The sequence below is a fragment of the Desulfococcus sp. genome (assembly GCF_050178255.1).
GTDB classification, from domain to species: domain Bacteria; phylum Desulfobacterota; class Desulfobacteria; order Desulfobacterales; family Desulfococcaceae; genus Desulfococcus; species Desulfococcus multivorans.
Genome location: NZ_JBFXGG010000168.1, coordinates 1 through 4,770 on the forward strand (window position 1 = coordinate 1; position 4,770 = coordinate 4,770).

A 4,770-nucleotide genomic window follows, 5' to 3' on the forward strand; every position below is an offset into this window, starting at 1 on the left:
TATTGCAGCTGCGGCGGCACAGACGGACAAGAGTCCGCCGACAGCCGCCATGCCGAAAATCCATTTTTTCACGATCCAAGACCCCCTGTTTTGAATGAGGCCTCAACCTTCGACTTTCATGATAGTGACCGGATAGCGGTGCCGGGAGTCTACGGCCTGTGAAAGTCGAAAGTCGAGTCGAAAGTTGAGTGAGGACATATGTCAAAGACTCACGCTTGTCAAAGAGATTTCCTGTCCCGGGGCCGTCTCGACTTGATCCGTCCGGGATTCTGGTATATCATTGAATTCAAAATGACTTTCGATAAGCCTCGATGTCCGGAGACGGCTCACGCCCCGCGCGGCTTCGTTCAGGAACCGTTGAAACGCTCTCCGGACAGCCTGGAAACACGCTGACGCCCGAACAGTCCCGACCGCCGATCCCTTGCTGAACCTGAGCGACACACAAATATGCTTTCCAGGGACGTTGCCGTTTTCCGACATCACCGCTTTCCGGTCATCATCACCAAACTCGAAGGGTGAGACTGTTTCACGAAACGCACAGAATCCTTCGGTTGAAAACCTTAGCATCAACATAAATCGAGAGGAGATCCTTCATGCCCTCCGGCAAAAAAGAAAAACAATCCTACAGAGGATTCGAACAGGGGCCCATTCGCCCTCCCAGTGAAGCCGACAGTCTTTTGATCCGGGTCACCCGAAACTGTCCCTGGAATTTCTGTACCTTCTGTCCCGTTTACAAGAGTCGACGTTTTTCCCTCCGCCCGGTGGCTCACGTCATCCGGGATATCGATGCGGTGCATAAGTACGTGACGATGCTGAAGGAGAACACCGGCGGTACGGGACGGATCAGCATGGCGACGGTCCGGGAACTGTCACCCAAGGTCAGCTCCGATGAAACCGGTGCTTTCCAGGCGGCCCTTCACTGGTTTTCCGGTGGTCTTGCCAGTGTCTTTCTTCAGGATGCCAACAGCCTTATCATAAAGCCTCAACACCTCGTAGAGATCCTTCTCCATCTCAAACGCCGTTTTCCCTGGATCGAGCGGATCACCTCCTATGCCAGATCACAGACAGTGGCCCGTATCTCCGATGCGGACCTTTCGGCCATCCGACAGGCCGGACTCAACCGGATTCATATCGGACTGGAATCCGGATCGGACAAGGTGCTCAAGTCCGTTCGAAAAGGGACGACCAAGGAAATGCATATTTCAGCAGGGATCAAGACCCGGAAAGCCGGGATGGAACTCTCGGAATACGTTATGCCGGGGCTTGGCGGCAGGACGCTTTCCAGGGAACACGCCGTTGAGACGGCCGACGCGCTGAACCGGATCAATCCTGACTTTATCAGGCTTCGCACGCTTGCTCTTCCCGAGCATATACCGTTGTTCGAGGAACACCGTACCGGAGCATTTGAAAAATGCACGGATCTGGAAACGGCGGCAGAAATTCTGACATTCATTCAGCACCTCGACGGCATCACGAGCACCCTCAAAAGTGATCATGTCCTGAACCTCTTTCAAGAGATCGAGGGCGTCCTGCCGGGAGACAAGGCCCGATTGACGTCTTTCCTCCAGGATTTTCTCGATCTGCCGCCCGAACGCCAAACCCGGTATATGGTCGGTAGACGGCTTGGGATATTTCGCCGCCTGGATGATATGACATCGCCTTACCGAATGCAAAAAGTCGAAAGCATCTGTCAAAAAAATGAAATAACGCCACAAAATGTTGATGAGATTGTCGGGAAACTGATGAAACGATTTATTTGATTTTTTTTAGCCAACATTTTATATGGGTTGGTAATAAATATAAATCATTTTATATTTTTCATTTATATTATGATGAAATGATTTATTTCAATAAAATAAATCCACTCACGCTTTTCCTTGACTTTCATACCCAATGACAATAAGGACCATCCCATATCCAGATGATTTGGATCCGAAAAACATCATCAACACCCTGAATAGGAAACCCAATGCCGAAGAAAACACTCAAGGAACATTCCATCAATCGGGAATGGTGCAAGGGGTGCGGTATCTGCGTCCACTTCTGCCCCAAGAATGTGCTGGCGCTGGACGAGATGGAGAAAGTCATCGCCGTTCGCCCGGAAGACTGTATCTGCTGCAAGCTGTGTGAAATCCGGTGTCCGGACCTCGCCATCGAGGTCATTCTCGAACCGGAAAAACAGGAGGCTTCTGAATAATATGAACGACAATGTAAAATTTGTTCAGGGCAACGAGGCCTGCGTGGAAGCAGCCCTCTATGCGGGCCTGGATTTTTTTGCCGGCTACCCGATCACGCCGTCCACGGAGATCGCCGAGCACATGGCCGTACGTCTGCCCCGGCTTGGCCGCAAGTTCATTCAGATGGAGGATGAAATTTCATCCATCTGCGCCATCGTCGGCGCCTCGCTGACCGGGCACAAGGTCATGACGGCCACCAGCGGACCGGGCTTCTCCCTGATGCAGGAGGGATTGGGTTACGCCATCATGACCGAAATCCCCTGCGTCATCGCCAACGTGATGCGGGGCGGCCCCTCAACGGGTCTTCCCACCAGTCCCAGCCAGGGCGACGTCTACCAGGCCCGGTGGGGGGTTCACGGCGACCACGCCATCATCGCCCTGACGGCATCCAACCATCAGGACGTCTTCGAGATGACGGTATATGCCTTCAACCTGGCTGAAACCTACCGGACCCCGGTCATTCTCCTCTTCGACGAGGTCATCGGCCACATGCGGGAAAAACTTGTCATCCCCGAACAAGGCGCCATCCCCGTGGTGGACCGTCTCCGCACCTCCGTCAAGGCGGGGGTCGACTATCATCCTTACCTGCCGCGGGAGGATGGACGTCTGCCCATGTCCGACTTCGGCGGAGAACATCGTTACAACGTCACGGGTCTGGCCCATGACATGTGGGGTTTCCCCTCGTCCAATCCCTCGGTCGTCCATGGCCTTCTCCGGCACTTGGTGGACAAGATCAAAAACAACGTGGGGGATATCACCCGCTACAAGGAATATTATATGGAAGACGCCCGGACGGTGTTGATCTCCTATGGTTCATCGGCCCGCTCGGCCCTTCATGTGGTGGAGCATCAACGGCGTCGCGGAGAGCGGCTCGGGCTTCTGGAACTGCAGACGCTGTGGCCCTTTCCTTATGGCCTCATCGATGAAAAATGCGCCAAAGCCCGTCACATCGTCGTGGTGGAGATGAATATGGGCCAGATCACTCGAGCGGTAAAGCGCGCCGTGAAGGACCCCGAGCGCGTGGTACTGGCCAATCGGATCGACGGGGTTTTCATCACACCCACCGACATCAAGAATATCCTGCGACTCGTTCAGGGAAAGGGGGTGTAACCCATGGCCGTCAAAGATTATATTCGTGAACGTTTCTTTCCGCATATGTGGTGCCAGGGCTGCGGCCACGGCATCGTCCTGGGCAGTCTCATCCGGGGCGTGGAGCAGCTCGGTATGAGCAAGAACGAGATCGTCATGGTGTCGGGCATCGGTTGTTCATCCCGGATCTCCGGCTATGTCGACTTCCACTCCCTTCACACCCTGCACGGCAGGGCACTGGGCTTTGCCACGGGTGTCAAGATGAGCAAGCCCGAGTTGAATGTCATCGTACCCATGGGGGACGGCGACGCGCTGGCCATCGGCGGAAATCATTTCATCCACGCAGCCCGGCGCAATATCGCCATGACGGCCGTCGTCATGAACAACCGGATCTACGGAATGACCGGCGGCCAGTACTCGCCCCTCTCCGGTTACGGCACGTCGGCAACCACGGCGCCCTATTCCAACATCGACCATGATTTCGACGTCGTCCAGCTGGCCAAGGCGGCCGGGGCCTCCTTCGTGGCGCGCACCACCACATATCACGCCAGACAAATGACCGAAATCCTGAAGGCCGCCATCCTCCACGAAGGCTTTTCCGTCGTGGAGGTCATGACCCAGTGCCCGACCTATTTCGGACGTAAAAACAGGATGGGCGGAGCCGCCGAGATGATGGAGTGGTTCCGGGACAACACGACGCCCATCGGCTCCAAGGCCAAACAGGAGAATCCGGCCCTGATCGAACGCGGCATCTTTATTCAGGAGGAAAAACCGGAATATTGCGCCGAATACGATAAGGTGATCGAAAGAGCAATGGGAGGGCGGCCGTAATGGAAAGATGCAGACTCGTATTTTCAGGCTCCGGCGGCCAGGGCGTGATCACGGCGGCCATCATTCTGGCCGAGGCGGCCGTACTTCATGAAAATCTCATCGCCACCCAGGCCCAGGCTTATGGTCCCGAAGCTCGCGGCGGGGCCACCCGGTCGGATATCATTATATCCGACTCGCCCATCCGTTACCCAAAGGTCACCCAACCCAACGTATTGGTCTGTCTGACACAAGAATCCTATAATAAATTCAGTTCGATCGTACGACCCGGCGGCATTCTCCTCACCGATTCCCGCTTTGTGAAGATGCAGGCCAGGGTGGATGCACGTCAGATTCAGCTGCCCATGTACAAGACCGTGATGGCGGAGATCGGCAAGCCCATCGTCTTCAACATCTGCATGCTGGGCGCCGTCATCGGCCTCACCGACGTCGTCTCCCCGGAATCGATCATGAAGGTGCTGTCCACCCGCATCCCCAAAGGCTTCATCGAGGTCAATCAAAAAGCCCTGGAGTCCGGGCTCGCCATGGGAACAAAAGTGAAACCTTAAATATCGGCAGGATCGACCCATATCGGCTGAAGGTTGATCGAACCTTCAGCCGCCGCACCCCTTCTATC

General features: G+C 55.2%; 5 protein-coding genes. All 5 read left to right on the forward strand.

Features of this window, described 5'->3' with window-relative positions; all coding sequences use genetic code 11:
• Positions 1-593: 593 nt before the first annotated feature.
• The gene (locus AB7S84_RS16530) at positions 594-1,760 is read left to right on the forward strand and encodes a radical SAM protein (protein ID WP_428155841.1); all 1,167 of its coding nucleotides are present in this window, start codon (positions 594-596) and stop codon (positions 1,758-1,760) included.
• A gap of 209 nt (positions 1,761-1,969) precedes the next feature.
• Entirely contained in the window at positions 1,970-2,197 is a 228-nt protein-coding gene (locus AB7S84_RS16535; RefSeq protein ID WP_020875644.1) for a 4Fe-4S dicluster domain-containing protein, read from the forward strand.
• 1 nt (position 2,198) lies between these two features.
• Positions 2,199-3,347, forward strand: a complete 1,149-nt coding sequence (locus tag AB7S84_RS16540) for a 2-oxoacid:acceptor oxidoreductase subunit alpha (protein ID WP_020875643.1) — start codon at positions 2,199-2,201, stop codon at positions 3,345-3,347.
• A gap of 3 nt (positions 3,348-3,350) precedes the next feature.
• The gene (locus AB7S84_RS16545) at positions 3,351-4,157 is read left to right on the forward strand and encodes a 2-oxoacid:ferredoxin oxidoreductase subunit beta (protein WP_020875642.1); all 807 of its coding nucleotides are present in this window, start codon (positions 3,351-3,353) and stop codon (positions 4,155-4,157) included.
• Positions 4,157-4,702: a 2-oxoacid:acceptor oxidoreductase family protein gene (locus tag AB7S84_RS16550; RefSeq protein ID WP_020875641.1), complete on the forward strand. Its 546-nt coding sequence runs from the start codon at positions 4,157-4,159 to the stop codon at positions 4,700-4,702. The genes AB7S84_RS16545 and AB7S84_RS16550 overlap by 1 nt, the downstream gene beginning before the upstream one ends.
• Positions 4,703-4,770 lie beyond the last annotated feature (68 nt).

Bases quoted from the DNA above. Each gene is read 5' to 3' on its own strand.
- AB7S84_RS16530 (WP_428155841.1), top strand. From the start codon at position 594: ATGCCCTCCGGCAAAAAAGAAAAACAATCCTACAGAGGATTCGAACAG.
- AB7S84_RS16535 (WP_020875644.1), top strand. From the start codon at position 1,970: ATGCCGAAGAAAACACTCAAGGAACATTCCATCAATCGGGAATGGTGC.
- AB7S84_RS16540 (WP_020875643.1), top strand. From the start codon at position 2,199: ATGAACGACAATGTAAAATTTGTTCAGGGCAACGAGGCCTGCGTGGAA.
- AB7S84_RS16545 (WP_020875642.1), top strand. From the start codon at position 3,351: ATGGCCGTCAAAGATTATATTCGTGAACGTTTCTTTCCGCATATGTGG.
- AB7S84_RS16550 (WP_020875641.1), top strand. From the start codon at position 4,157: ATGGAAAGATGCAGACTCGTATTTTCAGGCTCCGGCGGCCAGGGCGTG.